Annotated in this window: 26 protein-coding genes; 9 read left to right on the top strand and 17 right to left on the bottom strand. The window is 70.6% G+C overall.

Annotated features, from left to right (window positions below; translation table 11 throughout):
- Positions 1–117: 117 nt before the first annotated feature.
- From purH to htpX, 6 genes are all read right to left on the bottom strand, one after another.
- Positions 118–1,722, bottom strand: coding sequence for a bifunctional phosphoribosylaminoimidazolecarboxamide formyltransferase/IMP cyclohydrolase (gene purH, locus ACWPXE_RS25275; protein WP_137103971.1), 1,605 nt, complete (start codon positions 1,720–1,722; stop codon positions 118–120).
- A gap of 217 nt (positions 1,723–1,939) precedes the next feature.
- Positions 1,940–3,571: a heparinase II/III family protein gene (locus ACWPXE_RS25280; protein ID WP_454020064.1), complete on the bottom strand. Its 1,632-nt coding sequence runs from the start codon at positions 3,569–3,571 to the stop codon at positions 1,940–1,942.
- Between the two features lie 148 nt (positions 3,572–3,719).
- Positions 3,720–5,036: an RsmB/NOP family class I SAM-dependent RNA methyltransferase gene (locus ACWPXE_RS25285; RefSeq protein ID WP_454020065.1), complete on the bottom strand. Its 1,317-nt coding sequence runs from the start codon at positions 5,034–5,036 to the stop codon at positions 3,720–3,722.
- A gap of 86 nt (positions 5,037–5,122) precedes the next feature.
- Positions 5,123–5,857: a hypothetical protein gene (locus tag ACWPXE_RS25290; protein WP_454020066.1), complete on the bottom strand. Its 735-nt coding sequence runs from the start codon at positions 5,855–5,857 to the stop codon at positions 5,123–5,125.
- 8 nt (positions 5,858–5,865) lie between these two features.
- Positions 5,866–6,798 carry an exopolyphosphatase gene (locus ACWPXE_RS25295; protein ID WP_454020067.1) on the bottom strand — a complete coding sequence of 311 codons (933 nt, stop codon included), beginning with the start codon at positions 6,796–6,798 and terminating at the stop codon, positions 5,866–5,868.
- 91 nt (positions 6,799–6,889) lie between these two features.
- On the bottom strand, positions 6,890–7,780 hold the full coding sequence (htpX, locus tag ACWPXE_RS25300) for a zinc metalloprotease HtpX (RefSeq protein WP_454020068.1): 891 nt from the start codon (positions 7,778–7,780) through the stop codon (positions 6,890–6,892).
- Between the two features lie 154 nt (positions 7,781–7,934).
- Here htpX and ACWPXE_RS25305 point away from each other — a divergent pair, with 154 nt between their 5' ends.
- The 3 genes from ACWPXE_RS25305 (at position 7,935) to ACWPXE_RS25315 (ending at position 9,120) form a co-directional block, all read left to right on the top strand.
- Positions 7,935–8,117, top strand: coding sequence for a DUF1674 domain-containing protein (locus ACWPXE_RS25305; RefSeq protein WP_454020069.1), 183 nt, complete (start codon positions 7,935–7,937; stop codon positions 8,115–8,117).
- Between the two features lie 188 nt (positions 8,118–8,305).
- The gene (locus tag ACWPXE_RS25310; protein ID WP_454020070.1) at positions 8,306–8,683 is read left to right on the top strand and encodes a thermonuclease family protein; all 378 of its coding nucleotides are present in this window, start codon (positions 8,306–8,308) and stop codon (positions 8,681–8,683) included.
- An 80-nt stretch (positions 8,684–8,763) separates the two neighbouring features.
- Positions 8,764–9,120 carry a hypothetical protein gene (locus ACWPXE_RS25315; RefSeq protein WP_454020071.1) on the top strand — a complete coding sequence of 119 codons (357 nt, stop codon included), beginning with the start codon at positions 8,764–8,766 and terminating at the stop codon, positions 9,118–9,120.
- A gap of 69 nt (positions 9,121–9,189) precedes the next feature.
- Here the strand turns inward: ACWPXE_RS25315 and acs are convergent, their stop codons facing one another.
- A complete protein-coding gene (gene acs, locus ACWPXE_RS25320; RefSeq protein ID WP_014238596.1) occupies positions 9,190–11,130 on the bottom strand; it encodes an acetate--CoA ligase in 1,941 nt (646 codons plus the stop codon).
- 341 nt (positions 11,131–11,471) lie between these two features.
- On the opposite strand from acs, the gene ACWPXE_RS25325 reads away from it, so the two are divergent.
- The gene (locus ACWPXE_RS25325) at positions 11,472–11,789 is read left to right on the top strand and encodes a hypothetical protein (protein ID WP_454020072.1); all 318 of its coding nucleotides are present in this window, start codon (positions 11,472–11,474) and stop codon (positions 11,787–11,789) included.
- Positions 11,790–11,834: 45 nt separating this feature from the next.
- Here ACWPXE_RS25325 and ACWPXE_RS25330 read toward each other — a convergent pair whose 3' ends face one another.
- The 7 genes from ACWPXE_RS25330 to ACWPXE_RS25360 form a co-directional block, all read right to left on the bottom strand.
- The gene (locus ACWPXE_RS25330) at positions 11,835–12,248 is read right to left on the bottom strand and encodes an EVE domain-containing protein (protein ID WP_035669391.1); all 414 of its coding nucleotides are present in this window, start codon (positions 12,246–12,248) and stop codon (positions 11,835–11,837) included.
- Between the two features lie 17 nt (positions 12,249–12,265).
- Positions 12,266–12,550 (bottom strand): YciI family protein, encoded by a 285-nt coding sequence (locus ACWPXE_RS25335; protein ID WP_014238599.1) that lies wholly within the window; start codon positions 12,548–12,550, stop codon positions 12,266–12,268.
- A gap of 273 nt (positions 12,551–12,823) precedes the next feature.
- Positions 12,824–14,233, bottom strand: coding sequence for a heme biosynthesis HemY N-terminal domain-containing protein (locus ACWPXE_RS25340; protein WP_454020073.1), 1,410 nt, complete (start codon positions 14,231–14,233; stop codon positions 12,824–12,826).
- A complete protein-coding gene (locus ACWPXE_RS25345; protein WP_454020074.1) occupies positions 14,230–16,113 on the bottom strand; it encodes a mitofilin family membrane protein in 1,884 nt (627 codons plus the stop codon). Before ACWPXE_RS25345 ends, ACWPXE_RS25340 begins: the two co-directional genes overlap by 4 nt.
- Before the next feature lie 62 nt (positions 16,114–16,175).
- Entirely contained in the window at positions 16,176–16,931 is a 756-nt protein-coding gene (locus ACWPXE_RS25350; RefSeq protein WP_454020075.1) for a uroporphyrinogen-III synthase, read from the bottom strand.
- A gap of 13 nt (positions 16,932–16,944) precedes the next feature.
- The gene (hemC, locus tag ACWPXE_RS25355; protein ID WP_454020076.1) at positions 16,945–17,871 is read right to left on the bottom strand and encodes a hydroxymethylbilane synthase; all 927 of its coding nucleotides are present in this window, start codon (positions 17,869–17,871) and stop codon (positions 16,945–16,947) included.
- Positions 17,872–17,958: 87 nt separating this feature from the next.
- A complete protein-coding gene (locus ACWPXE_RS25360; protein ID WP_454020077.1) occupies positions 17,959–18,795 on the bottom strand; it encodes a class I SAM-dependent methyltransferase in 837 nt (278 codons plus the stop codon).
- 75 nt (positions 18,796–18,870) lie between these two features.
- Here ACWPXE_RS25360 and tsaD point away from each other — a divergent pair, with 75 nt between their 5' ends.
- The 3 genes from tsaD to ACWPXE_RS25375 all read left to right on the top strand — a co-directional run bounded on the left by tsaD (position 18,871) and on the right by ACWPXE_RS25375 (position 21,519).
- The gene (tsaD, locus tag ACWPXE_RS25365) at positions 18,871–19,944 is read left to right on the top strand and encodes a tRNA (adenosine(37)-N6)-threonylcarbamoyltransferase complex transferase subunit TsaD (protein WP_454020078.1); all 1,074 of its coding nucleotides are present in this window, start codon (positions 18,871–18,873) and stop codon (positions 19,942–19,944) included.
- A gap of 13 nt (positions 19,945–19,957) precedes the next feature.
- Entirely contained in the window at positions 19,958–20,425 is a 468-nt protein-coding gene (locus ACWPXE_RS25370) for an N-acetyltransferase family protein (RefSeq protein WP_454020079.1), read from the top strand.
- A gap of 83 nt (positions 20,426–20,508) precedes the next feature.
- Complete coding sequence (locus ACWPXE_RS25375) at positions 20,509–21,519, top strand: NAD(P)H-dependent glycerol-3-phosphate dehydrogenase (protein ID WP_454020080.1); 1,011 nt, start codon at positions 20,509–20,511, stop codon at positions 21,517–21,519.
- A gap of 92 nt (positions 21,520–21,611) precedes the next feature.
- Here the strand turns inward: ACWPXE_RS25375 and ACWPXE_RS25380 are convergent, their stop codons facing one another.
- Together ACWPXE_RS25380 and ACWPXE_RS25385 are read right to left on the bottom strand one after the other, a co-directional pair.
- The gene (locus ACWPXE_RS25380; RefSeq protein WP_454020081.1) at positions 21,612–22,886 is read right to left on the bottom strand and encodes a pentapeptide repeat-containing protein; all 1,275 of its coding nucleotides are present in this window, start codon (positions 22,884–22,886) and stop codon (positions 21,612–21,614) included.
- Between the two features lie 7 nt (positions 22,887–22,893).
- Positions 22,894–23,871 (bottom strand): hypothetical protein, encoded by a 978-nt coding sequence (locus ACWPXE_RS25385; protein ID WP_454020082.1) that lies wholly within the window; start codon positions 23,869–23,871, stop codon positions 22,894–22,896.
- 399 nt (positions 23,872–24,270) lie between these two features.
- On the opposite strand from ACWPXE_RS25385, the gene ACWPXE_RS25390 reads away from it, so the two are divergent.
- Both ACWPXE_RS25390 and ACWPXE_RS25395 read left to right on the top strand, forming a co-directional pair.
- Complete coding sequence (locus ACWPXE_RS25390) at positions 24,271–25,371, top strand: Do family serine endopeptidase (protein WP_454020083.1); 1,101 nt, start codon at positions 24,271–24,273, stop codon at positions 25,369–25,371.
- 83 nt (positions 25,372–25,454) lie between these two features.
- A complete protein-coding gene (locus ACWPXE_RS25395) occupies positions 25,455–26,129 on the top strand; it encodes a hypothetical protein (RefSeq protein ID WP_454020084.1) in 675 nt (224 codons plus the stop codon).
- A 19-nt stretch (positions 26,130–26,148) separates the two neighbouring features.
- Here ACWPXE_RS25395 and ACWPXE_RS25400 read toward each other — a convergent pair whose 3' ends face one another.
- Positions 26,149–26,418, bottom strand: a complete 270-nt coding sequence (locus ACWPXE_RS25400; protein ID WP_237904781.1) for a DUF2934 domain-containing protein — start codon at positions 26,416–26,418, stop codon at positions 26,149–26,151.
- Between the last annotated feature and the right edge of the window lie 77 nt (positions 26,419–26,495).

A 26,495-nucleotide genomic window follows, 5' to 3' on the forward strand; every position in this document is an offset into this window, starting at 1 on the left:
CGTCAGCGCAAACCTTTGGTTTGCGCGAGAGCTAACGCAGGGGAGGGAGAATGGTCCCCTCCCCTGCGTTAGCGGGGGAGGGTTAGGGAGGGGGCAAAAGCTCGCGAACGCGGATGCTCAGTGCCGGAAGTGGCGCATCCCGGTCAGCACCATCGCCAGACCCTTCTCGTCGGCGGCGGCGATGACGTCGTTGTCGCGGATCGAGCCGCCGGGCTGGATCACCGCCGTCACGCCGGCTTCCGCCGCGGCCAGCAGGCCGTCCGCGAAGGGGAAGAAGGCGTCCGACGCGACCACCGAACCCTTGGTCAGCGGCTCCGACAGGCCGGCGGCCTTGGCGGCCTCCGCCGACTTGATGGCGGCGATGCGCGCCGAGTCGACACGGCTCATCTGGCCGGCGCCGACGCCCACCGTGGCGCCGTTCTTGGCGTAGACGATGGCGTTCGACTTCACATGCTTGGCGACGCGGAAGGCGAAGAGCAGGTCGGCCAGCTCCTGCTCCGTCGGGGCGCGCTTGGTCACCACCTTCAGGTCGTCAAGCGTGATGCGGCCGTTGTCGCGGTTCTGCAGCAGGAAGCCACCCGAAAGCTGCTTCACCATCATCCCCGGCTCGGCCGGGTTCGGCACGTCCTTGGTCAGCAGGACGCGCAGGTTCTTCTTGGTGGCGAGCAGGGCGCGGGCCGCGTCGTCGGCATCCGGGGCGATCACCACCTCGGCGAACAGCTTGGCAATCTCCTCCGCGGTGGCGGCGTCCAGCGGGCGGTTGACGGCGATGATGCCGCCGAAGGCGCTGACCGGGTCGCACAGCAAGGCCTGCTTGTAGGCGTCGAGCAGGTTCGCCCCCTCGGCCACGCCGCAGGGGTTGGCGTGCTTGATGATGGCGACGGCCGGACGCTCGAACTCGGCGACCAGCTCGAAGGCGGCGTCGGTGTCGTTCAGGTTGTTGTAGGACAGCTCCTTGCCCTGGAGCTGGATCGCCGTCGCCACGCCCGGACGCTGCTCGCCGGTGACGTAGAAGGCCGCCTGCTGGTGCGGGTTCTCGCCGTAGCGCAGGGTCTGGCTGAGCTTGCCCGAGAGGGTGGTGCGCGGCGGGAAGGTCTCGCCGAGCTGGCCGGCCAGCCAAGAGGAGATGGCCGCGTCGTAGGACGCCGTGCGGGCGTAGGCGCGCTGGGCCAGCGTGCGGCGGAGCTTCAGCGTGACCGCGCCGTCATGGGTCGCCAGCTCGTCCAGCACCGCCTCGTAATCCTCAGGGTCGGTGACGACGGTGACGAAGTCGTGGTTCTTGGCCGCGGCGCGGATCATCGCCGGGCCGCCGATGTCGATGTTCTCCACGCAGTTGGCGTAGTCGGCGCCCTTCGACACCGTCGCCTCGAACGGGTAGAGGTTCACCACCACGAGGTCGATCGGCGGAATGTCGTGGGTGGTCATCGCCTCGGCGTGGATGTCGCGGCGGGCCAGGATGCCGCCGTGCACGCGCGGGTGCAGCGTCTTGACGCGCCCGTCCATGATCTCCGGGAAGCCAGTGTGGTCGGAGACCTCCTTCACCGGGATCCCGGCCTCGGCCAGCCGCTGGGCGGAGCCGCCGGTGGACAGGATCTCCACGCCCTTGGCTGCCAGTGCCTGACCGAGCGCGACGAGGCCCGTCTTGTCGGACACGGAGATCAGCGCGCGCGTGATGCGGACGAGATCGGGGGCGGGCGAGTGGGCGACGTTCGGCGGGCTCATCGGGGCATCCTGGCTGTCATGGAACCGGCTGCGGCGGACAGGGCCTGAGAAGACGGGGCATGGGAAGACGGGACCCGGAAAGCCGGAAAAGCGAAACACCCCGCTTCGTCACCCCCGCCCGGGCGGGGATCACGGTCGCAGGGCGAACACTCCACAGACTCTCGAAACAGGCACCGATCCGTATTCCCACGGCCTGTCCGCCGCGGATGCGCGCGGTTTACCCCCCCTTGCGCTCGCGGCGCAAGGCCCATTTCACCGTCTTGATGGCGGAGCCGGTATGTCCGGAGACGGCGATCTGGGTGGTCCGCCGCGGCTCGTCGCCGCTGCCCAGATAAATGCTCTCCTCCAGCTCCAGCGTGCCGCCCGAGGCGCGCAGCCGCCAGGCGGCCCCGCTCGGCAGCTTCAGCTGCACCTGCCCGCCCTGGACGAGGGTCGCCTGGACCGCGGGGTGCAGGTGGAAGCGGATGGTGAAGGGCCGCGGCTCCGGCGTGGCGCCGATCACCGGCTCCAACATGTCCTCGCCGCGCAGATCCTCGCCGTTCTCCGCCAGATAGACGCGGCGGCGGTGCAGATAGCCGAAGTTGCGGCTGTAGCCGTTGTGGGTGGCGACGACCAGCACGGCCCCGTCGTTCTCCTGCCGCTCGCAGCCGACATGGGAGGGGCGGCGGCCCAGCCCGCCCGCCTCGATCACCTCCGACGAATTGGTCTCGGCCAGCACGACGGTGGAATGGGCGGCGGTGCCGGCCAGCGCGGCGCGCCAGGGACCGGTCTTCACCGGATGGGCGCCGCAGTTGACGATCAACCGCTCCTTGCCGACCGACATCTCCAGCGACAGGGTGCCGGCGTGGGCGGTGGCGTCCAACCCGGTGACCGGCGGCACGCCGGTGTCCATCAGCACCATGGTCCGCCCGGCGATCAGCCGCTCGAAGCCGGTGTGCGGCGCGCTCTTCAGCGGGCGCCCGCGGGCGTCGGCCTGGGCCAGCACCGTGTCGACCAGCGCCGCGTCCTCCTCCCGCCCGCCGTTGAACAGGGCAAGCCCGCCGTCGCCGTGGCGGAAGAAGCGCAGGGCCGGGGTCATGCGGTCGATGGCGTGCTGCAGCGCCTCCGGCACGTCGGCGCGGGCGGTGCGCAGGACCGACCGCATGTCGATTAGGTCGCGGAGGATGCGCAGCTGCACCGAGGGACAGCGCTCGACATGGCCGCCGTCCGGCAGGATCTGGCGCGGCAGCTCCCGCTCCAGCAGCTTCAGCGCGTCCTGGCCGATCCGCTCATGCTCCGGCAGGCAGAAGCCGCCATAGACGAGGCCCTTGGCCGCGGTGACCAGCGCCTTGCCGTCCAGCGCGCCGGGCACCACGCGGGTCAGATGCTTGACCTGCCGGGCGAGGCTGTCGAAGACCGCGGCGCGGAACTCGTCGTCGGCGGAGGCGCAATAGAAGTCGTGCAGGCCGATCCAGGCGGCGATGCGGGCGCCCAGCACCTCCGGCGCCCAGGTCTGGGCGTTCCAGCTTCCGTTGTGGTCCAGCCAGGACAGCACCAGCGCGCGGGCGCGCCGCCGCGCCGTGTCGCCGCCGACCGCGCGCAGATCGCGCAGCCATTCGAAGCCGTGCAGGGCGTCCTGCCAGACGGCGCTGCCGGCCCGCCAGTTCGGCGCGCCGTGGGCATCCGCCGCCGCGGCTTGCCCGCCGAAGCGGAAGACGCCGGCCAGGATCGCCGAGCCGTCCCCGGCGTCGCCCGGCCAGGGGTCCGGCGGCACGGCGGACAGGGCGGTCGGCGCACGGCCGCCCAAGGTCAGCTTGTAGATCGGGTTGCCGAAGGCGATCTGCGCGACGCCGTCCCGCAAGCGGCCCATTTTCCCACGCCCGGCGCTCATCGGCTCACCCCGTCACACGGCAGGGGGAGGCGATGGCCGGCGCTTCGCTGAAGGCATTCGGGCGATCGGGGGGATGCATCCTGTTGTCGTATCAAATTCGCCTCGACCCCCGCAAGCCGGTGGTGCCCTAATCGTGCAACCGTCGCAGCCTTGCCACGAAGAACCCGTCGATGCCGCCGAGATCCCCGAGCATGCCCGGCAGGGATCGTACCTCACCGCGCTCGTTGATCAACTCGGCCAAATTGCCATCCCCCGCATGGCCGCCACCCAGATCAACCGGTGTGATGGGCAGGCGCTCGACCCGCTTGTCGCGGGCCAGGATGCGGTCGATCTGCCCCTCGCCCTCCTCCGGCTGGATGGAACAGGTGCAGTAGACCAGCGTTCCTCCCGGCTTCACCAGATCGACGGCGTGGGCCAGCAGGCGGCTCTGCGCCTTGGCCAGCTTGGCGATGTCCTCCGGCGACTTGACCCGGAGGATGTCGGGATGGCGGCGGATCGCCCCGGTGGCCGAGCAGGGAGCGTCGAGCAGCACCGCGTCGGCGGGCTGGTCGGGGGTCCAGGTGGCGGCGTCGGTCGCCAGCACCTCCGCCGACAGGTTGAGGCGGGCCAGATTCTCCCGCACCCGCTCCAGCCGCTTGGCGGAGCGGTCGACCGCCGTCACCAGCGCGCCCTGCGCGACGAGCTGGGCGGTCTTGCCGCCGGGTGCCGCGCACAGGTCGTAGACGCGCTTGCCCGCCAGATCGCCGAACAGCTTGGCCGGCAGCGAGGCGGCGAGGTCCTGCACCCACCACGCACCCTCGGCGAAGCCCGGCAGCTCCGTCAGGTTGCCGCCGGCGGCGCGGCGCAGCGTGCCGGTGGGCAGCAGCCTGGCCTCCAGCCGCTCCGCCCACACTGCGGGATCGGCCTTGACGGTGATGTCCAGCGGCGCCTCGTGCAGGTGCGCCTCGACGATGCCGCGGGTGCGGCCGATGCCGTAGGCCTGCCGCCAGGCCAGCCACAGCCAGTCCGGCGTGTTCAGGCGCCCGGCGTCCTGCTGGGCGGCCAACTCCGTCCCCTCACGCCCGATGCGGCGCAGGACGGCGTTGATCAGGCCCTTGTAGGGTTCGGCTCCCCGGGCTGCGGCCAATTCCACCGCCGTGTCGACGGCGGCGTGGGCGGGCGTGCCGAGGAAGACGAGTTGGGCCGCGCCCAGCCGCAGGATGTCGTGCACGGTGGCCTTGGGCAGACCCGGCTTTGCGAGGCTGCTCTGGATCAGCGCGTCGATCTGGCCGAGCCGGCGCAGCACGGTGGCGGTCAGAAGCCGCACGAAGCCGCGGTCGCGCGGGTCGAGCCCGCGCAACTCCGGATGCGCGTCAAACGCATCATCGAAGGGAATGGATTTGCGCAGCACATCGCGCAGAAGATCGAGTGCGGCGGAGCGCGCGGCAAGGGAGGCGTCGGACATGCCGCTGGATGTAGCGCGCCGGACGGCGGGTGTCGAGTAGCCGCAGCGCGGGGCCGAACGGAATCGGACTCTTCTCGGCAGGGGCCTCAGCGGGCCAGGGCGCCCCGCCGTCCGCCTTCGTGGTCGGGATAGGGGCCGACATCCTCGACGAAGAAGCAGGCGACACCCCGCAGCTCGCCCCGGCGCAGGATGAAACGGTTGCCGTTGCCGGCCTTCATCCCCCACAGCGCCGTCCCTTCCAGCGGGCTCAGCTCCAGCTCCGGCGGCACCGGGTCCTCGCCCAGCCGCTTGAGGAAACGGTCGGCGCGGACGCGGTCGTCCGGCGGCAGGCTGCGCGCGGCGCGGGCGTCGTAGCGGTCGCTCTTGACGTAGCGGGTCCCCGTGCCCTGGATGGGACTGGACGGTGCGCCGGGGTCGGCGGCGGCGCGCTCCAGCATCAGCGCCCAGCGGGCGTCCCGTGCCATCGCCAGGGCACGGCGGTGGACGGCGCGGCACTGCTCGGCCAGCTCGTGGAAGCAGGGCATCAGGTCGCGCTTGCGGAAGCCGACCTCCATCATGACGCGCTCCACCGCCCCGTCCGCCGCAGTGCTGGAGGCGGGAATGCCGCGCGTCTCCAGCGCCAGCAGGGCGTCGATGCGCCGGTCACGCTCCGCCGCCGCGATGCCCTGCGTCAGCGTCCGCCCGAGTTGATCCAGCGCCGCCTCGGCACGGCGTTCGGCCTCGGCGATGCGGAGGAGCACGTCATCCCGGCTGGTGGCGGTGGAAACGCTCAGCCACCCCGCCTCGAACAGCGGGGTCTTGTCGAGAAACAGATCCGGCACGATTCCCGTCAGCCGTCGGCGCGCATGCGCCCGACGATCTCCTCCAGCACCGTTTCGGCCTTGTCGTTGTCCACCTGGCAGGTGCCCGCCGCCTCGTGCCCGCCGCCGCCATATTCCAGCATCAGCGGACCGATGTTGGTCTTGGAGCTGCGGTTGATGATCGACTTGCCGCAGGCCAGCACCGTGTTCTGCTGCTTCAGCCCCCACAGCACGTGGATCGACACGTTCGCTTCCGGATACATGGCGTAGATCATGAAGCGGTTGCCGGCGAAGATGGTTTCCTCCCGCCGCAGGTCGATGATCACGACGTTGCCGCGGATCGTGCTGCAGCGGGCGAGCTGGTCGGAGAACTTCGCCTCATGCTCGGTGTAGAGGTCCACCCGCTCCTTCACGTCGGGCAGGGCGAGGATCTCGTCGATGCCGTGGCTGCGGCAGTAGTCGATCAACTCCATCATCAGCTGGTAGTTGGAGATCCGGAAGTCGCGGAAGCGGCCGAGGCCCGTGCGCGCGTCCATGATGAAGTTCAGCAGGGCCCAGCCCTGCGGCTTCAGGATGTCCTCGATGCCGTACTGGGCGGAATCGGCCTGATCGACCGCGGCCATCATCGCGTCGGAGATGGTCGGGAAGCGCTCCTTGCCGCCGTAGTAATTGTAGACGACGCGGGCGGCGGAGGGGGCGTCGGCCTCGATGATATGGTTGTCGCGCTTGCCGACGCGGATCGTCTCCGACAGATGGTGGTCGAAGGCGAGATGGACGCCGGGCACATAGGGCAGGTTGGTGGTGATGTCGCGGTCGGAAATCTCGACCTTGCCGTCCTGCATGTCCTTGGGATGCACGAACTTGATCTCGTCGAGGATGCCAAGCTCCTTCAGGAGCACGGCGCAGACCAGCCCGTCGAAGTCGGACCGGGTGACGAGGCGGTATTTCGTGACGTCGGACATGCGGTTCCCCCTGATCGCCCCACAATCGGCAAGCAGGGGGAAAGTAGTCTTACGCCTTTCGTCACGCAACCGCGAACCGAGCCGTCTCCGCTCACCCCCAGGGGCTGCGCGGCATGAAGGAGGGGCCGGCCATGCCGCGCAGACGGCGCACCCGCTCCTCCATGTTCGGATGGGTGGAGAACAGGCTGTCGAGGCTGCGCCCGTGCAGCGGGTTGGCGATGAACAGGTGCGCCGTGGCCGGGTTGGATTCCGCCGCGTGGTTCGGGATCTGGTGGGCGTAGGTGTGGATGCGGGTCAGCGCGTCGGCCAGCCACAGCGGGCGCCCGCAGATCTCCGCGCCGATGCGGTCGGCCTCGTACTCGCGGGTGCGGCTGATCGCCATCTGGACGATCATCGCGGCGAAGGGGGCCAGGACGGCGATCAGGATGCCGCCGATCAGCCCCAGCGGGTTGCCGCCCTGCCCGTTCTGGCTGTTGCTCTGCGACGCGCCGAAGAACATGCCGAAGTTGGCGAGCATGGAGATGGCGCCCGCGATGGTCGCGGTGATCGTCATGATCAGCGTGTCGCGGTTCTTCACATGGGCCAGCTCATGCGCCATGACGCCGGCGATCTCCTCCGGGCTCAGCAGGCGCAGCAGGCCGGTGGTGGCGGCGACCGCCGCGTTCTCCGGGTTGCGCCCGGTGGCGAAGGCGTTGGGCTGGTCGTTCTCCATGATGTAGACGCGCGGCATCGGCAGGCCGGCGCGCTCGGCCAGCTGCTGGACGATGCCGTAATATTCGGGGGCGGTGTAGGCGTCGACCTCCCGCGCGCCGTACATGGACAGCACCATGTCGCCGGAGTTCCAGTAGCTGAACAGGTTCATGCCCAGCGCCATGACGAAGGCGATCATCATGCCGCCCTTGCCGCCGATCAGATAGCCGATGCCCATGAACAGGGCGGTCAGGCCGGCGAGGAGGATGGTGGTCTTCACATAGCTGGTCATGGCGGTGTTCCGGGCGATCTTCTGGACGGTTTCACTGTTGGTTGAACGAGACGGCCCCGGCGGGGCTTTCCGCGGGGCTTGTCTGGTGATATGGGCTTGGCGGAAGGCATCGTTCAAGATGGCCAAGCACCGCACCCGACCCCAGAGGACGGCCATGACCGAGACGAAGACCACCGGCCCGGCACCGGAAAACGCCACGAAGCCCGACGCCGAAGCGACCCCCGAAACCGGCGCCAAAGGACCCGAGCAGATGCCCGGCGAGATCGGCGGTCCGCAGGGACCGGAGCCGACCCGCTTCGGCGATTGGGAGTTCAAGGGCCGCTGCTCGGACTTCTAAGCCGGCGCTGCTAGGACCAATCACCTGAACACCACCGCTCCGAAATTGGATGCATAGGAAACCAGGATTGAATACCTAGGTTGTGCTTGATGCGCTCCTGTTCGCGCGCTACTCTGTGACCGGTTCGCCCCTTCGCGAACCGGTGTCCGGGGAGGTCGCGCCGTGGGATCGCCCAAGTTCATCACCCCATGCCCGGCCCGATCCCGGCGGAGGTGCTGGAAGTTCTGGAAGGCGACACGCTGCTGGTGCGCGCCACCATCTGGCTGGGGCAGGTGGTGGAAACCCATGTCCGGGTGGACGGCCTGGACGCGCCGGAGATGCGCACCCGCTGCCCCCGCGAGCGGGAACTGGCGGAAACCGCCCGCGACCACGCGCGCCGTCTGATCGGGGCCGCCCCGGTGCGGCTGCTCGACGTCCAGCCCGACAAATATGGCGGGCGGGTGCGCGCCTGCGTGCTGACCGGCGGAGGCACCGACCTGTCGGCCGCGCTGATCGAAGCGGGGCTCGCCCGTCGCTATCACGGCGAACGGCGCCAACCCTGGTGCGACGGGACGGGCATGGGCTAACCCGACTCCACCAAAGGATGATTCGGGAACCCGCCGTCTCGCTCCGCTGTTGCCCCTCCCACCAAGGAGGAGAGCGAACCATGACGACCCAGGCCTCGTCTTACGTCCCCGGCGCCATCGCCTTGCTGGCCGCCAGCCTCGCCCTGTCCGGAGCCGCCGTGGCGCAGGACGCCAAGACGATGGAGGGCGGTCTCGGTGCCGCACCGCCGTCCCAGGGCGAAGCCTGGATGGAATCGACCGGCGCCCAGGACCCGACTTTGGGCGAGCGCCGCACCGAGAAGCAGAAGAACGCGGCGGAGACCCGCGCGCAGGGCCGCATCGGCTCCGTCCCCGACGCGGCGAGCGGCGAGTCCGGCCTGAAGCCCGGCACCGCCGAAGCCATGAAGACCCAATCTGGCAGCGGCGCGTCCGGCGGATCGGACACCGCTCCCAGATAACGGCCCCAAAACGAAACCGGGGGCCGCGAAGGCCCCCGGTCCGCAGACAAACCCCGATGAACGCCGCGATCAGGCGTTGTTCATGCGGTTCTCGATCAGGTCGGTCACGACGGTCGGATCGGCCAGCGTCGAGGTGTCGCCCAGGCTGTCGTGCTCGTTCGCGGCGATCTTGCGCAGGATGCGGCGCATGATCTTGCCCGAACGGGTCTTCGGCAGGCCCGGCGACCACTGGATCAGGTCCGGCGAGGCGATCGGGCCGATCTCCTTGCGCACCCAGGCCACCAGTTCCTTGCGCAGCTCCTCCGTCGGACTTTCCCCGGCGTTGAGCGTGACGTAGGCGTAGATGCCCTGGCCCTTGAGGTCGTGCGGGTAGCCGACGACGGCGGCCTCGGCCACCTTCGGGTGGGCGACCAGCGCGCTTTCCACTTCCGCCGTGCCCATGCGATGGCCCGACACGTTGATCACGTCGTCCACGCGGCCGGTGATCCAGTAATAGCCGTCCGCGTCGCGGCGGCAGCCGTCACCGGTGAAGTAGTAGCCCGCGAAGGTCGAGAAGTAGGTCTGGACGAAGCGCTCGTGGTCGCCGAACACCGTGCGCATCTGGCCCGGCCAGCTGTCGGCGATGCACAGGTTGCCTTCCGTCTCGCCCTCCAGTTCCTTGCCGTCGTTGTCCACGACGACCGGCTTGACGCCGAAGAAGGGCTTGGTCGCCGAACCCGGCTTCTGGCCGATGGCGCCCGGCAGCGGGGTGATCAGGATGCCGCCGGTCTCCGTCTGCCACCACGTGTCGACGATCGGGCAACGGCCATCGCCGACGACGTTGTAGTACCACAGCCAGGCTTCCGGGTTGATCGGCTCGCCCACCGAACCAAGGATGCGCAGCGAGGAACGGGACGTCTTCTTCACCGGCCCCTCACCCTCGCGCATCAGCGAGCGGATGGCGGTCGGGGCGGTGTAGAAGATGTTGACCTTGTGCTTGTCCACCACCTGCCAGAAGCGGGAGATGTCCGGATAGGTCGGCACGCCTTCGAACATCAGCGTGGTGGCGCCGTTGGCCAGCGGGCCGTAGACGATGTAGCTGTGGCCGGTGACCCAGCCCACGTCGGCGGTGCACCAGTAGACCTCGCCGTCCTTGTAGTCGAAGACGTACTGGTGGGTCATCGACGCGTAGACGAGATAGCCGCCGGTGGTGTGCAGCACGCCCTTCGGCTTGCCGGTCGAGCCCGAGGTGTAGAGGATGAACAGCGGGTCCTCCGCGCTCATCTCCTCCGGCGGGCAGTCGGCGGAGACCGAGGCGATCTCCTCGTGGTACCAGAGGTCGCGACCCTCGGTCCAGGCGACGTTGCCGCCGGTGTGCTTGACGACCAGTACATGCTTGACGCCCGGCGCCGCGGCGACGGCCTTGTCGGCGTTCGCCTTCAGCGGAACCTTGCGGCCGCCGCGCAGACCCTCGTCGGAGGTGATGACGAAGTGGCTGTCGCAGTCGACGATGCGGTCCTTCAGGCTGTCCGGCGAGAAGCCGCCGAACACGATGGAGTGGATGGCGCCGACGCGCGCGCAGGCCAGCATGGCGTAGGCGGCCTCGGGGATCATCGGCAGGTAGATGGTGACGCGGTCGCCCTTCTTGACGCCGTTCTTCTTCAGGACGTTGGCGAGGCGGCAAACCTGCTCGTGCAGTTCCTTGTAGGTGATGTGCTTGGAAACGCCCGGATCGTCGCCTTCGAAGATGATGGCGGTCTGGTCGCCGCGCGTCGCGAGGTGGCGGTCGACGCAGTTGGCGGACACGTTCAGCGTGCCGTCGTAGAACCATTTGATGTGGACATCGCCGGTATAGCTGACGTCCTTCACCTTGCTGTAGGGCTTGATCCAGTCGATGCGCTTGCCCTGCTCGCCCCAAAAGGCTTCCGGATCGTTGATCGATTGCTCGTACAGGCGGGCGTAGGCGGCTTCGTCCACGTAAGCGGTCTTGGCGATTTCCTGCTTAACAGGAAAAAACGAATTGTCGGACATTGGCTCGCGATTCCCCCGTAGTGCTTCTGGTTACGCCCTGAAGGGCTGTTGGGGAGCGGTTTCCGGCCGCCCCTGTTGCGGGACATTATCCACACAAGTTCCCGTCACCACAAGCAGAACGGCTGATTGTCCGCCCCCTCCATCGGGGCTTTCCGTTCCACTTTGTTGCAGCGCACCGCCCGTTCTTTTGAATTCACCGGCTTCCGCGGCGACACGACAGCGCGACTATTTGTCGCGCATAGCACGAAAGCATGAGAACGCCCCGCGGAGGGGCGCTTAACCCGGTCTTAACCGCCTCATCGTTAGCGTGCATGCTGTTCACCCAACAGCAGGGCACCGGAATGGCCAGCACGACCAACGCGGACGGCACCACCGGAAACGGCACGACTGGCGGCGGCGGCGGACAAGGCATGGAACCGGGCATGGAACTGGCCGGGCGCCTGTCGGAGATGGGCAGCCGCACCAGCCTGATGGTGATCGACGCGGCCCTGCGCACGGCGTCGCTGGCCGAGTTGGAGGCGTCCGGTTCGGCCGCCCTGGCCCCGTTCGGCGAAGACGCGGGCTTCGCCGGAGCCGCGGCGGAGATGCAGGCGCTGGCCCGCCGGATGCTTCAGGCCACGCAGGATTTCCAGGCGGCCATCTGCGAACCGGCGGACTGATCCGCCGCCGCAGACGGCCGCGTTCTCGACAGATCCAAGGAACCGTCAGGCCTCGATCCCGGCCAGCGCGCAGACATGCGCCCATTCGGCATCCGACACCGGGCAGACCGACAGGCGCGACTGCTTGACCAGGGCCATGCCCTGAAGCAGCGGGTCGGCCTTCATCGTCTTCAGCGTGACCGGCGTCTTCACGGGCAGCAGCGCCCGCACGTCGACCATGCCGAAGCGGCCCGCCTCGTCGCTCGGGTCCGGGTAGTACTCCCGCGCGATCTCGACGACGCCGACCACCTCCAGCCCCTCGTTCGAGTGGTAGAAGAAGGCCCGGTCGCCGACCTTCATGGCCTTCAGGTTGTTCGACGCCTGATGGTTGCGCACGCCGTCCCAATGGGTGGTGCCGTCGGCGACCATGCGCTCCCACGAATATTTGAAGGGCTCCGACTTCAGAAGCCAGCGGGCCATCGCCGTCCGCCCCCCGATCAGGACTTCGGGTAGACCCGGCGCCACGCCCGGATCTCCACGCTCTCGAACAGCCCGGCCTGGGCGTAGGGGTCGTTGGCGGCGAAGTCCTTCGCGGCGGCCTCGTCGGCGCACTCCACGATCAGCAGGCTGCCGGCCATGCCCTGGCCATCGTCGGACAGCAGCGGGCCGGCGGCGAACAGGCGGTCGGCGTGCGCTTCCAGATAGGCCAGATGGGCGGGGCGGTTGTCGGTCCGCACCTGGGCGGCGCCGGCCTTGTCGGTGCAATGGAACATGTAGAGCATGGCTTGGGTCTCCCGTTCGGTTGGGCGGGAGCCTAGCGCAGCCGCGACCGCCGCGGAAGGTGCCGCGACGCGCGGCCTTTCCGCTGGCGGTGGTGTCAGCGATGCAGCCAGAGGAAAGGGGCGCGCAGCGGCAGCGGACGGCTTCCCCGTGCGTCCGTCTCCTTGGCTCACCGTCCCGGCAAAGAAAAAGCCCCTTCCCGGCGGACCGGGAAGGGGCTTTCTGCTGATGCGACCGGGACCGCCGGCGCGGTCCGAAGCGAAGCACGACCCGCTTCAGGTCGCTCCCTGGGGGGCGATCTGGCCTCCGGGCGCGACGCCCGGCTGGCCGGTGACCGGCTCCGTCGCATGATGGGCGATGGCCGTCGGAGCGGACTCCGGGCTCATCAGCGACATGCTGACGGTCGGGGTCTTCCATTCCAGGCTGTCGAAGGCGCCGCAATGGCCGCACAGGCCGCCCCAGCTCGGGCTGACCGCGTTGCAGGCGGTGCAGGTCCAGGCCGCGTCCGCCGGGGCGTTCGCCGCCTGAGCCAGCCAGGCGCGGGCCGCCTCCTCGTCCTGCCGCTCCGCCCGCTCCAGCTCGGCCAGGAGCTGGAAGACGCGGCGGGAGGGCCGCATCTCCAGCGCCTTGGTCAGATGGGCGCGGGCCTCGCCCCACAGCTGGGCGTCGAGGGCGGCGCGGGCCACGGCGAGCAGCGACTCGACGTCGTTGGGGGCGTGGTTGCGCAGCTTCTCAAACATCTTCACCCGGGTCATCGGGTCGTAGCTGGAAACCACCTCCCGGTAGGCCGAGGTCAGGTCCGGGTGCGGGTTGACGCGCCAGCAGCGCTCGAGGGTCTTGGCGGCGTTCTTGTGCTTGCCGATGGCCATCTGCAGCCGGGCCGCGCGGGCCGCCGCCGGGACGAAGCCGGACAGCAGGTCGTGCGCCGCCTGGGCGTGCGAGAGGGCCGAGTCGGACCGGCCGCGGCGCTCCGCCTCGAAGCTGCGCTCCAGAAGCAAGGTGGCGCGGTGGCGGCGGCCATCGTCGGGGTTGATGGCGCCGGCTTGGACAGCCTGCTGCAGCGTGCCTTCCGCCGCCGCCCATTCGCCCGAGCGGGCTTCCAGGTCATACAGCGTGCCGAGCAGCCAGGGCGTGTTGGGCTGGAGCGACTGGGCGCGGCGGGCGAGGTGCAGCGCCTCCACCCGGTCACCGGCCTTCAGCGACTGCGTCAGCAGGCCGCGCAGGCCGAGGAAGGCGGTCTCCGGCCGGTCGAGCATGGCGGTGAAGTATTCCTTCGCCGCGCGGTCGTCGCCCTGGAGCTGGGCGGCCTGGGCCGACAGCAGCATGGTCAGGGGCGGCTCGTTCAGCAGGCCGTCGGCCTTGCGCGCCATCTTGCGGGCGGTCGTGGCGTCGCCGGCGGCGACGGCGACCATGCCGCGGGTCAGCGCCTGATAGCCGCGCTCGCGCCGGCGGGACCGGCGGTAGCGGCCGAAGCTGCGCGGCGCCCCGATGATGGCGCGGGCCAGCCGGTACAGCACGATGACCGCCACCAGGGCGGCGACGCCGATCAGCACGGCGATGCCGAATCCGGTCTCGACGACGTAGCCCTGCCAGTTGATGGCGACCGTGCCGGGATGGTTGGCCAGCCAGACCGCGATCGCGACGACGATGGCGACCTTGATGATGAACCAGATGGCGCGGGTCATTGGGCCGCTCCCTTGACCCCGGCGGACTGCGACAGCAGGCCGATGGCGCGGTTGGTGAGCTGCTGGCCGGCCTCGTTGGCGGCCAGACGGGCCTTGGCGTCGGCGATCCACGGGGCGGCGACCTGCGCCGCCGGACCCTTCAGGGCCGCCAGCTCATTGACCGCGCCGCCGAGGTTGCCGGCCTGAAGGGCGGCCTCGGCGCGGGCGACCACCGCCGAGGCGCCGTCGCCGACCGCGTCGCCGCCCTGGCGGCGGACGGTGACCAGCGTGGCGATCTTGCCGGTGACCTGCTCCACCCAGTCGTTGCCCTCGCCCTGGTTGTCGGCGCGCACGATGTCGGAGGCCATGGCCGTGAAGCGGTCGGTGAGCTGCGGCTGGGTCGGGACGCCCTTGGCGGCGTAGCCGGCCACCGCGTCCAGCGGCTGCGTCACCTGGGCGTCGCCCGACGCCACGGCGCGGACGGCCTGGAGTTCCTGCTGGAACGGCTGCCCGGCGGCCAGGGCGGAGCGGAGCTGCCCGGCGGCGAGCACCAGCGTCTGGGCGGCGGCGGCGGCGTCGCGGCGGGTTTCCACCGCCTGGTTGACGGCGGCCAGCTCCTGCTTCAGCGCGTCCACATCCTGGCGGATCTGCCCGGCGGCCTGGGCCTCGCTGCCCACCGCGTCGACGCGCTGCTGGACCTGGCCGAGCTGCTCGGTCAGCTGGGCGATGCGCGGGTCGGGCTCGGCCGGGGCGGCGGAGGCGGCGGCCTGCGGACGCTCCTCAAGCTGCTGGATGCGGGCGGTGAGCTGGCCGACGGCGTTGTCCAGCGTCTGCTGGTCGATGCCGGCGGCGGCGGCGTTGCCCTCGGCCGGGGCGGCGGGGCGCTGCTCCAGCTTGGCGAGGCGCTCGGACAACTGCTGGATCTGGTTGCGCAGGGCCGGGTCGGGCTGCGGCGCGGGCGCCGTGGCGGCCGGACCGGTCGCGGGACCGCCGGCGGTGGGCCAGCCAGGAACGCGCGGGCCCCACCAGGGCTGCGACAGGGCGGCCGCGCCGACCAGCAGGGCGATCAGCGAGACGGCGGTGGCGAAACCGGCGCCGGACTTGCGCTCCTCGCGCGGCGCCTCGTAGCGCGGCGGCTCATAGGAGGAGGCGGTGTAGGCGGGGGACTCCACCGGGGGCGGCGTCTCGCCCTTGATCGCGTCGGACTTGAAGGGATCGGCCTTGAAGGAATCGGCAGCGACCGAGTCGGTCTTGGCCTCCTCGATCCGGGCCTCCTCGACCTTGACCTCTTCGGAGCGGATCTCCTCGCCCTTGATCGTCTCGGCCTTCACATCGCCGCCGAGCAGCGTGTCGGCGGCACCCGGAATGGTATCCGCGACGGGCGGCAGGGTGGAGGGTGGCAGGTCCGTGGCCGGGACCGGGCCACCGCCCGGCAGGGTGTCGGCCCCCGGCAGGGTGTCCTCAGTCTTGTGGGACTCGGTTTGGGCGGGCTCGGTCTTGAACGGCTCGGCGCTCCCGGGGAGAGAGACTGCCGGCGCGATGACGGCGGCGTCCGGCGGCAGCGGCATCACCGAGCCGGCGGCGTCGGGAGCGTTGCGGTCCTCGCTCGGCGTGGCGGCTTCCAGGTCGGCTTCGCTCAGCTTGATCCGGTGCTTGGCGGCGGAGGTGCGGAGGTCGGCGTGGCGGGCCAGCGGAATGGCGCCGCGCTTCTTCCAGCCCTGCACCGTGGTGACCGGGATGTCCAGCTTGTGGGCCATGGGGCGGATGCCGCCGAAGCGTTCGATGATGCGTTCGACGGCGGGGCCGCCGGAAAGCTGGTTTTGGTCGGGCGTCTGGTTCTGGTCGGACGGCGTGTGGCCGTTCGGGTCAGCCTCGTGTTCGGAGCCTGGGCGAGAGGTCATTGGGTGCCTTCTGGTCGCAGTTGTTCTCAACGAACGCCACACAAGCCCCCAAGCGGATGCGCTCAAGCCCGGCCCGTGCCGCCGGATGCTTCCGGCAGCAGGCCGAGCAGAGAGTCCTGCTCCGGCCGTGGCGCCACCCGTACGTTCTGCCACGGTGTCACTCCCAGCTCACCGTACGCGCGGGCAGCCTCCGCGACCGCGGGGCTGAGGCAGAGCGCGTCCACTGTACGACAGCGGTCGATGAGCCCGGCCTCGGCGACAAGCCTAACAAACGAACGGGCGGTACGGGGAGAGAAAAACAACACGGCGTCCAGTGTTCCCGTACGCAACAGCGCCGCCGTGCCGTCCGACAGCCGCACGCTCGGAACGGCGTCGTACAGCGTTTCCCGCAGGATGGAAAATCCGGCCTCGCCCAGCAGCGCCGACAGGTCGCCGGCCAGCTTGGTTCCTGCGACATGAAGTAGCGGTCCCGCCGCTGCGCTGCAGCGTCGGCGCACCAGATCGGCCAGCGCGTACACGTCGCCGGACGCGCTTTCCACCCGCGTGAAACCGGCCGCGCGGGCGGCGGTCGCGGTGGCGTCGCCGACCGCATAGACCGGACGGTCAAGCCGGCTCGTACGTCTGGTGTAGCCCCGTACGCCGTTTGCGCTGGTGAAGAGGAGGGCCTGTACGTTCCCCACGTCCGGCTCCGGCCCGTCCAGCCAGCGGATGTCCAGCATCGGCTCCACCGACACGACGAATCCCAGCGCGCGCAGACGGGCCGCCAGCGGCTCGGAATCCTCCGCCGGACGGGTGACCAGGAGGTGGGGGCCCGCCATCGCCGGCCGCCCGTCAGCTCTTGAAGAAGTCGGGCGGCAGGACCGCCTTGATCTCCGCACCGGCGTCGGCGCCGATGACGGCGGCATCGCTTGCGTTGCCGCTGCGCTCCGCCCGGAAGACCTGCCGCCCGTCGTTGGACAGCACCTTGGCCTTCAGGTGCAGCCGGTCGCCGTCCAGCGTCGACAGAGCGGCGATGGGGGTGCGGCAGGAGCCGTCGAGCATGGCGAGCAACGCGCGCTCCGCCGTCACGCGGGCCGCGGTGGCGACGCAGTTCAGCGGGGCGAGCAAGGCGCGGGTGGCGTCGTCGGCGCTGCGGATCTCGATGCCGATGGCGCCCTGGGCGACGGCGGGAAGCATTTCGTCATGCTCCAGCACGGCGGTGATGCGGTCGGTCAGGCCGAGACGGCGCAGCCCGGCGAGTGCCAGCAGGGTGGCATCGACCTCCCCGGCCTCCAGCTTGGCGAGGCGCGTCTGCACGTTGCCGCGGAAGGGCACGACCTTGAGGTCGGGCCGCCGCTCCAGGATCTGGGCCTGACGGCGCAACCCGGCGGTTCCGACGACGGAGCCGGCGGGCAGCGTGTCCACCGTGTGTCCGCCGCGCGAGAAGAAGGCGTCCCGCGTGTCCTCGCGCGGCAGGAGCGTGGCGATCTCCAGCCCCTCCGGCATCCAGGTCGGCACGTCCTTCATCGAATGGACGGCGAGGTCGGCGCTGCCTTCCAGCAGCGCGTCCTCCAGTTCCTTGGTGAACAAGCCTTTGCCGCCGGCCTCGGCCAGCGTGCGGTCCAGGATGCGGTCGCCGGTCGTCTTGAAGACGACGATCTCGATGGCGCCGGGGGCGGCCAGATGCGGGTGCGCCGCGATCAGCCGGTCGCGGGTCTCGTGGGCCTGCGCCAGCGCCAGCGGGCTGCCGCGCGTGCCGATGCGGAGCGGTTGGGTCATGAGGCCAGTGTTCTAGGCGATCCACCGCGGTTTGCAAGCCCTGGTGACGGGCGTGCTACTCTTTGGTGAAACACTTTGCGGCGCGTCTTAGGATACGCGCCGCGCCGTGACGATCATGCGGCGGCTGTCCACCGTCCAGGCGGCGTCTTCGAAATCGCCGGCCAGCCGTTCGATCGCGAAGCCGGCGCTTTCCAACATCAGCTCCAGCTCGTAGCGGAAGATCATCCGCCAGGTGAAGCCGTATTCGGTTACCACGATCTTGCCGTCCGGCAACAGCTCGTCGTACCAGCCGTGGATGCGCTGGCACTGCCCCTCGTCGAGGCGGGAGGCCATCGTGTTGCGGATGTAGCTGTTGCCGTTGTGCGGGCTGCGCCGCGGCTCCGACGGGCTGGGCTTCGTCTCGGCGTCCATCGGCAGCGTCAGCGGATTCATAACGTCCAGCGCCAGCGTGCCGCCCGGCGCCAGATGGGCGGCGGCGGCGGCCAGCGCGCGGCGCTCCGCCGCCAGTTCCGGGATCAGCATCAGCACGTTGAAGGGAATGACGGCGAGCCGGAAGTCCCGCACCGGCAGATCGAGCGCCGTGGCATCCTGCCGCACCGGATGGACGCGGGCCTGGACCTCCGGCGCCTCGCGCGCCAGCTTGGCGCGGAGCTGGTCGAGCATGGCGGCGGAAACGTCCACCGCCCACACCTCGTGCCCGGCGCGGGCCAGCGGGATGGTCAGGCGCCCGGTGCCGCAGCCGATCTCAAGGACCGGGCCGCCGGTCTCCGCCGCGCGCTCCTTGTAGAAGGGCACGTCGCCCAGCATGCCGAGGCGGGCAAGCGTCGCGGCGTGATCCGCCCGCGCCTCCCCGATCTCCAGCGACGGATAGTCGCCGTCGTAATAGACGATGCTGGCGTCGTCGTCGGGGACGTCTTTGTTCATGGAGGGCGAAACCCTGAAGAATCCGGGTCAAGACCCTATACCAGAGCGGTGGAGACGGCTAGTTTGACGGCCATCATGATCGTTCTTGGAATCGAAACGAGCTGCGACGAGACGGCGGCGGCCATCGTGACCGACGCGCGGGAGATCCGCGCCGACGTGGTGCTGTCGCAGCTGGACGACCACACGCCCTATGGCGGGGTGGTGCCGGAAATCGCCGCGCGCGCCCATCTGGAGCATCTGGACGGGCTGATCCGCCGCGCCATGGCGGAGTCCGGGCTGGGCTTCGCCGACATCGACGCCGTGGCGGCGACCGGCGGGCCGGGGCTGATCGGCGGGGTGATCGTCGGGGTGATGACCGCCAAGGCCATCGCCGCGGCGCGCGGGCTGCCCTTCGTCGCGGTGAACCATCTGGAAGGCCACGCGCTGACCGCCCGGCTGACCGACGACGTGCCCTTCCCCTATCTGCTGCTGCTGGTGTCCGGCGGGCACTGCCAGCTTCTGGTGGTCGAGGGGGTGGGCCGGTACCGGCGGCTCGGCACCACCATCGACGACGCGGTGGGGGAGGCGTTCGACAAGACGGCCAAGCTGCTCGGCCTCGGCTATCCCGGCGGGCCTCTGCTGGAGAAGGCGGCGGCGCTGGCGACGAATCCGGGCCGCTTCGACCTGCCGCGCCCGATGGTCGGGCGTCCCGGCTGCGACTTCTCCTTCTCCGGCCTGAAGACCGCGGTGCGGCGCCACGTCGAGGAGCTGGGGATGCCCCTGTCGGCGGAGGACCAGGCCGACCTCGCCGCCGCCTTCCAGACCACGGTGGCCGAGGTGATGGCCGACCGCTGCGCCCGCGCCATGCGCCAATTCAAGGAGATGCACCCGCAGGGCGGCGCCCTGGTGGTGGCCGGCGGCGTGGCGGCCAACAAGACGCTGCGCGCCCGCCTGCAAAAGCTGGCCGACCGCGAGGGCATGCCCTTCGTGGCGCCGCCGCTGCGGCTGTGCACCGACAACGCGGCGATGATCGCCTGGGCGGGGATCGAGCGCTTGCGGCTGGGCCAGACCGACCCGCTGGACTTCGCGCCGCGCCCGCGCTGGCCGCTCGATCCGACCGCAAAGCCGGCCATCGGCAAGGCCGGGGTCGGCTCCGGCGTGAAGGCGTGAGGATGATTCCGGCATGGCTCTGACCTTCCGCACCGCCGGGCGCGACGACGTGCCGGAGATCGTCCGGTTGACCGCCGACGACGCCCTGTCCACGGCCGGCGACGTCTATGCTGAGCCGCTGGACCCGCTTTATTGGGACGCCTTCGACCGCATGACCACCCAGCCGGGCAATTCCATCGTGCTGGCGGAGCGGGACGGGCGGATCGTCGGCTGCTTCCAGTTCACCGTCACCCACGGGCTGGCCCGCCGGGGCGCGGCGCGGGCGACGGTGGAGGCGGTGAAGGTGGACAGCGCGCTGCGCGGCCAGGGGATCGGCAGCGCCATGATGCGGCACGCCATCGCGCTGGCCCGCGCCGAGGGCTGCGTGATGGTGCAGCTGACCAGCCAGACCCGGCGCACCGACGCCCACCGCTTCTACGAACGGCTGGGCTTCCGGGCGAGCCATGTCGGGATGAAGCTTCTGCTGACACCGGAGACTTGACCGTTCGGGTTGCGGACGGGGGACGCTCCGCCTAAACAGTCGGCCAAATCCTTCAAGCGAGAACAGTGGAACGGGGGGCATCCATGGCGGCAACGGACTTCCGGCGCATCGGCGTGATCGGCGGCGGGGCCTGGGGCACGGCGCTGGCTCTGGCCGCCCTGCGCGCCGGGCGGGAGGCCCTGCTGTGGGCGCGCGAGCCGGCGGTGGTCGAGTCGGTCAACACCGCGCAGGAGAACCGCGACTATCTGCCGGGCGTGACCTTGCCCGCGGAATTGCGCGCGACCGGCGATCTGGCCGAGGCCGCCGCCTGCGACGCCATCCTTCTGGTGACCCCGGCCCAGCATCTGCGCAGCGCCTGCGCCGGCCTCGCCGCGCATCTGCGGACGGGCACCCCGCTGGTCATCTGCGCCAAGGGGATCGAGCTGGACAGCCACGCCCTGATGAGCGAGGCGGCCGCCGCCGCCCTGCCGGCGGGGACCCCGCTGGCCGTGCTGTCCGGTCCGACCTTCGCGGCGGAGGTGGCCCGTGGCCTGCCGACCGCGGTGACGCTCGCCTGCGCCGACGCCGCGCTGGGCGCCCGGCTGGTCGAGGCGCTGGGCAGCCGCACCTTCCGCCCCTACCTGTCCGACGACGTGGTGGGCTCGCAGATCGGCGGGGCGGTGAAGAACGTGCTGGCCATCGCCTGCGGCGTGGTGGAGGGCCGCAAGCTGGGCGACAACGCAAGGGCGGCGCTGATCACGCGCGGGCTGGCGGAGATCACGCGGCTGGCCCTGGCGCTCGGCGGACGGCCGGAGACGCTGATGGGGCTGTCGGGGCTGGGCGACCTGACGCTGACCTGCTCCAGCCTGCAATCGCGCAACATGTCGCTGGGCGCCGCTCTGGGCGCCGGCCGGACGCTGGCCGAGGTCCTGGCCGAGCGCCGCTCCGTCGCCGAGGGCGTCTACACCGCCGCTGCGGTGGTCGGACTGGCCGGGAGCAAGGGCGTGGACATGCCGATCTGCGGTGCGGTGGACGCCATCCTGAACCACGGCGCCGGGCTGGATGCGACGATCGACGGGCTGCTGTCGCGGCCGTTCCGCGAGGAGGGGCGCTGAGGGGCGTCGTCCTTATTCACCGCGAAGACACGAAGGCGCGAGGGACCGCAGGAAGGGGGCTCCGCGCCTCTGCGGTGAATCGGCCCCGAACCCTACGCGTTGCCCAGCCGGGCGCCGTCCAGGATGGCCTCGTCGAAGATCGCGCTGCTGCGGTCGCAGCCGGTCAGGTCGGCCAGCGTCAGGTCGCACCCCTTCATGTTCGTCGCGCTGAGCGAGGCGCCGGCCATGCGGGCGCGCACCAGCGAGGCGCGCATCACCTTCGCCCCGGCGCTGATCAGCAGCATCCCCAGGTTGGCCCCGTCCAGACACCCGTCGATGAGGATCGCGCGGTCCAGCTTCGCGCCGCGCAGATCGGCGCCACGCAGGTCGGCGGAGCGCAGATCGGCGCCGTCGAACTGGGCCGCCTGGAGCTGCGCGCCGTTCAGCCGGGCGTGGCGCAGCCGCACGCCGGAGCCCTTGGCGAGCGTCAGCACCTTGCCCGACAGGTCCGCCCCGTCGAGGTTCAGGCCGGTCAGGTCGAGCTGGCGCCCCTTCTGGCCGCTGGTGCCGAGCCACAACAGGTGCTGGTGCAGCAGGACCTCGATGTCTGCCGCCGGGATCGCCGGATGGGCGGGCTCCGCCGCCGGGTACTCGTCCGTCTCCGGGATCGGCTGGGGCATCTGGGCCGCCACCGCCGCTTCCTCGTCGGTGCGGATGGAGGTGACGAGGTCCAGCTCCGACACCTTGGCACCGTCCAGAATGGCGCCGCGCAGGTCGGCGCCGTTCAGGTCGGCCCCCTGGAGGTCGGCGCCGGAGAAGTTGCAGTCGCGCAGGTCGGTGCGCTGGAGCCGCGCCCCCGACAGGCGGGAGTTGGTGAAGTCGGCCGCCCGCGCGAAGCTGCCCGACAGCTTGGCCCGCGCCATGTCGGCGTTGGTCAGCTTGGCCGAGGCCATGTCCGCCGGTCCCGGCTCGAACCCGACCACCTTCAGCTCGCCGGACGCGCTGCGGTTGGCGACGCTGCCGTCGCGCAGGTCGACCTCCACCATCACCGCGCCGTCCAGGATGGCGCCGCGCACGTTGGCGCCGCGCATGTCGGTGCGGTAGAGCCGCGCCTCCGTCAGGTCGGCGCCGCGCAGGTCCGCGCCGTAGAGGTCGGCGTGGTCCAGGATCGTTCCCTGCATCCGGGCGTCGCGCAGGATGGCGCCGGACAGATGCGCGCCAGTCAGGTTGCGCCCCGACAGGTCGAGCCCGGTCAGGTCGAAGAAGGGCAGGTTGGCGCGGGCGCCGTTGGGCCGCCCCTCGGTGAAGCGGACATGGCGCTCGCACACCCGGTCCAGCTGCTCCTGGCTCAAGCGTATCCGGGACTTGTGGGAGCCGTCGTTCGCCATCGGCGCCTCAGGCGAACAGCGCGTCGATGTCGGCCTGCGAAATCTCGCTGCCGCCGCCCGACGGTTCGGGCGCCGGGGCGGCGGGTCGCGGGGCCGGCTTCGCAGCGGCGGGAGGCGGAGACGAAGGCGGAGGGGGCGGTGCTGGCGCCTCGGCCGGTTCCGCCCGTTCCAGCACCTGGGGGATCTGGGTGGCCAGCGTGTCGAACAGGGCGTCGATGTCGTCCTGGCTGACCTCCGGCCCGCCGAGCTGCGGGCCGTTCAGCAGATGCGCGTCGGGCCGGGTGTCGCCCAGCTTGCGGTGGGACGCCCCCTCGCCCATGGACGCGGTTTCCGAGGCGGTGGCGATGCGGTCGACGCCCCAGATCTCGATCATCGTGTTCACGCGCTGCTCGATGTAGCGCAGCGTGTTGACCACCTTGGTGGTGCGCTGACCGGTGATGTCCTGGAAGGCGCAGGCGGTCATGATCTCGATGCTCCAGGCGTCGATGGCGTCAACCATTTCCGCGATGTCGGGATCGGTGCGCGGGATGCCCTGGGTGATCTCCTGGATCTTCTCGGTGGCGTTCAGGATGTCGGTGGTCGCCCGCTCCGTCGCCGCGACGATCTCGTCCAGCTCGCCGGTCGCCGCCTCGATGCGGTTCGACCCGGTGTCGGCGGGGCGCAGTGCGGCGATGTCGCTGCGCGTCTCGCGCACCACCTGGGTGATCGACATCAACTCCTGCTGAAGCTGCAGGCCATCCCCCAAGCCTTGCCCCACCCCGCCACCCGGCACCGGACGGGGCAAGGCGCCGGAGTCCACCCCGCGCAGCCGGTTGACCTGCTGCTCCAGCGCGCCGGTCAGCCGGTGGAACTCGTCCACCGCGACCACGCGGGATCGTCGGTCGCGCATGCGCAGGAACGCGCGGCCGCGCGCGGTCTGCGACAGCGCCTCCTCCATCTGGAGGTAGTCATGCTCGGTCAGTTCCATCAGAGGAACATCGCTCATCGTCGTCACCGTCGGCGGGCCGCTGTTGAGAATCCGCCATGGAGGAAAGCACGTCTTAGGAAAACTGAGGTTACACCAGACATGGCCTGGATTTCAGACAAATCCTGCACATCTCTGCCTCGCAGATCCCGCTGAACAAAGTCTTAATGAAGTCATGGGCGGTGCCTCGATGCCGCACCCCGTCATCATGCAACCAAGCATGGAAGTCGATCGCCGGAGCGGAGCCCGGAAAGACGGCGGGCTGCGGTATGGAGGATCCTCCCGTCGCTGGCGCTGCCCTATACTCCGGCGCGCCGCGCGGCGGGGCAAAGGGTGCGCAGGCTTGACCCACGGGCGCCGCTCGCCCACATCAGCCGCGCCAAGGCAGCACGGAACAACAGGAACGGGGACAAGATGCCGATGACGACGACGCTTCGGTTCGCGGCGCTTCGATTTGCGGGGGCGGCGTGCATGGCCGGGCTTTTGGGGATCGGCGTTCCGGGCGCGGGTCTGGCCCCCGCCGCGGCTGCCCTGCCCGCCGGGGTCACCGGGGTGACGACCATCGCGCCGATGCTGGAACAGGTGACCCCCGCCGTCGTCAACATCGCCGTCCTGTCGCGGGCGCCGCAGGCCGAGAACCCGCTGCTCCGCGACCCCTTCTTCCGCCGCTTCTTCAACGTTCCAGAGCAGCAGGCCCGCCCGCAGGTCAGCGCCGGGTCGGGCGTGATCGTGGACGCGCGGCGGGGCTACGTCATCACCAACGCCCATGTGGTGGAGAACGCGCAGGAGATCGCCGTCACCCTGAAGGACCGCCGCCGCCTGCGCGCCAAGTTGGTCGGGCGGGACGCGGCGACCGACATCGCGCTGCTGAAGATCGAGGCGGAGAAGCTGACCGCCCTGCCCTGGGGCGATTCGGACCAGCTCAAGGTCGGCGATTTCCTGGTCGCCATCGGCAACCCCTTCGGGCTGGGCCAGACGGTGACCTCCGGCATCGTCTCGGCGCTCGGCCGCAGCGGGCTGAAGATCGAGGGGTACGAGGACTTCATCCAGACCGACGCCTCCATCAATCCCGGCAACTCCGGCGGCGCGCTGGTGAACTTCAACGGGGAGTTGGTCGGCATCAACACCGCCATCATCGGCCCGGCGGGCGGGTCGGTCGGCATCGGCTTCGCCGTCCCGGTCAGCATCGTCCGCTCGGTGATGGAGCAGCTGGTCGAGTACGGCGAGGTGCGGCGCGGCCGGCTGGGGGTCTCCATCCAGGACCTGACCCCCGATCTGGCGGACAGCATGAATCTGACCGGCGACGCCGGGGCGGTCATCGCCCAGGTGGAGCGCGGGTCCGCCGCCGACCGCGCCGGCTTCCGCAGCGGCGACGTGGTGACCGCGGTGAACGGGCGCCCGGTGCGCAGCGCCACCGACTTCCGCAACCGCATGGGGCTGGTGCGGGTCGGCACGCCCCTTCAGGTGACTGTCCTGCGCGGCGGCAGCGAACGGGTGCTGAACGTCCGCACGGGGAACTAGACCCGGCGAACCGGATCGGGATAACCATGGTCTGATGATCGGCCGCCCCCTCCCCTCCCCGCCGGCAGGCCCTGCCCGCCCCCATGGTCAGCGCGGCCCAGCGCCAGCGTGAAGTCGCCCGCATGTTGATGCGGCTCGACGACATGCTGAAAAAGTGCGCGGATCTGGCGGCGGCGGCGCGGGAGCGTGTGTCGGTCGGCGGGATGGGCCGCTACCGCAAATTCTCCCGCAAGGTGCGCGACTTCTTCTCGCTGGCGGCGGTGACCCAGGAACGGCTGGACGCCGCCCCGTCGGAGATGGAGGAGCTGATCGGCCCGATGACCACCGCGCTGGAACGCCTGCACGCCCGCATGGTGATCCTGTTCGTGGAGGAGAGCCTGGGCTTCTTCAACACCTTCGCGCGGGTCAAGGCGCTGCCCATCGGCACCCACGAGACGGTGGGGGTGGAGTTCCGCGCGCTGATGGAGATCCGCAAGTTCCTCGACGACCCGCTCTACGACGGGGAGCGTGGGCAAGGCCTGCGCAAGCAGACGGACCGCGTCGCCGTGCTGATGCGCGCGGTGATGGACCGCTGCCCGCCCCTGCCCGACTTCGGCGACGAGCCGAGCATAGGGCCGCGGGGCACGGTGAACAAGCCGCTGCGCCCGCCGCGCGCCGCCGCGCCTCCCGCCGCGGGCCGGGCGGCGGAGCCGCGCCCGCTGCCTCAGCCCGATCCGCGACTGGAAGTCCGTCAGCTGTCCCTGGACGACGAGGACTGACGATCAGCCTTCCGCCCGATCAGCCTTCCGCCGTCGACGACTGGCGGTGGTGGCTGTGCGCGTCCACGCCGCGCAGATGCTCGGCGGCCTCGTGCAGGGCGCGCTCGCTGGCGCTGTCGGGGGTTTGCAGCCCGGCCTCCGGACCGGGGACGGCGTCCTCCTCGGCGATCTCGCGGGCGGCCTGCTGCCAATGCTCGATGTGGCGCCCCTCGGGACGGCCCTCCCGCTCCCAGATGGCGTGGGCGCGCTCGCGGACGCGGGGGTCGTCGGGGCCGGTGTGATGCTCCATGGCGCTGTCCCTCCTCGGCGGTCTGCATTCATGACCGTCAACAGGCGGAGCGGCGCGGCGTGCCGCAAACCTTCCCG

This window comes from Azospirillum sp. Marseille-Q6669 (assembly GCF_965111635.1).